At 65.9% G+C, this 1,152-nt stretch carries 2 protein-coding genes; both read left to right on the forward strand.

Features of this window, described 5'->3' with window-relative positions; all coding sequences use genetic code 11:
• Positions 1–304 (forward strand): hypothetical protein (locus AB0M95_RS40795; RefSeq protein WP_363777099.1); only part of this gene is annotated, 304 nt, incomplete at its 5' end.
• Positions 301–1,083 carry an IS21-like element helper ATPase IstB gene (gene istB / locus AB0M95_RS40800; RefSeq protein WP_363777102.1) on the forward strand — a complete coding sequence of 261 codons (783 nt, stop codon included), beginning with the start codon at positions 301–303 and terminating at the stop codon, positions 1,081–1,083. The genes AB0M95_RS40795 and istB, both read left to right, overlap by 4 nt.
• Positions 1,084–1,152: the final 69 nt, after the last annotated feature.

The raw sequence follows: 1,152 nt of genomic DNA on the forward strand, positions 1-1,152 counted from the left end.
GATGCGCCCGGAGCTGGCCGAGCAGGTCCACGCCCTGCATCACACCGCTCACCTGCTCCTGGCCGCGGGACTGGCCGGACTGTCGCTGACGTTCAACAACGACCGGATCACCATCCAGATCGGTGCCGAACTCGGCGATGCCCACGACCGTGCCGCCATGGTCGCCCACCTGGCCGCCATCGTCGGAACCCGACCCCGCCGCTGGGGCGGCACCGGCCCGACCGCCGACTGGATCAGAGCCGACGGTCACCTGGCCGGGCACCTGGTGCACATCTTCACCGCGATCAAAGACACCACATCATGACGACGATCACCACGATCGAGACCGGCGCGCTGGACAAGGCGCTACGCACCTTGAAACTGTCCGGCATGCTCGACACCCTGGACGCCCGCCTGGCCCAGGCCCGCGCCGGCGAACTCGGGCATATCGAATTCCTCCAGGTGCTGTGCCAAGACGAGATCTCCCGCCGCGACACCGCCGCCATGCAGCGACGCCTGCGCAAAGCCCGCTTCGACCAGCAGGCCACCTTGGAGGGCTTCGACTTCGCCGCCTCACCCACGTTGCCCGCCGCCCAGATCCGCGACCTGGCCGCGCTGCGCTGGCTGCACGCCGGACAGTCGCTGATCCTCTACGGACCCGTCGGGGTCGGAAAGAGTCATGTCGCCCAAGCGCTCGGGCACCTGGCCATCCGACACGGCGCCGATGTCCGCTTCCTCAAGACCAGCCGCGTACTGGCCGACCTGGCCGGCGGGCACGCCGACCGCACCTGGAATCGACGCCTGGCCGAACTCGCTCGCCCAGCCATCTTGATCCTGGACGACTTCGCCATGCGCGAGCTGACCGCCACCCAGGCCGACGACCTCTACGAACTGATCACCGAACGCACCGGAAAGTCGATGATCCTGACCTCCAATCGGCAACCCATGGACTGGTACCCGCTGTTCCCCAACCCCGTCGTCGCTGAATCCCTGCTGGACCGGCTGATCAACAACAGCCATCAAGTGTTCATGAACGGACCAAGCTACCGCCCCAACAAACGACCCGGCCACGTCATGAACCCCAGCACGACGAGTACGCGATAAAACAGAACTCAGACCAGGACCCGCTCAATTACGTGAGCGTCCCCCTGCTCAATTACGAGATCGTTCACA

It is taken from the genome of Sphaerisporangium sp. NPDC051017, from assembly GCF_040683095.1.
Lineage (GTDB): Bacteria > Actinomycetota > Actinomycetes > Streptosporangiales > Streptosporangiaceae > Sphaerisporangium.

Bases quoted from the DNA above. Each gene is read 5' to 3' on its own strand.
- istB (WP_363777102.1), top strand. From the start codon at position 301: ATGACGACGATCACCACGATCGAGACCGGCGCGCTGGACAAGGCGCTA.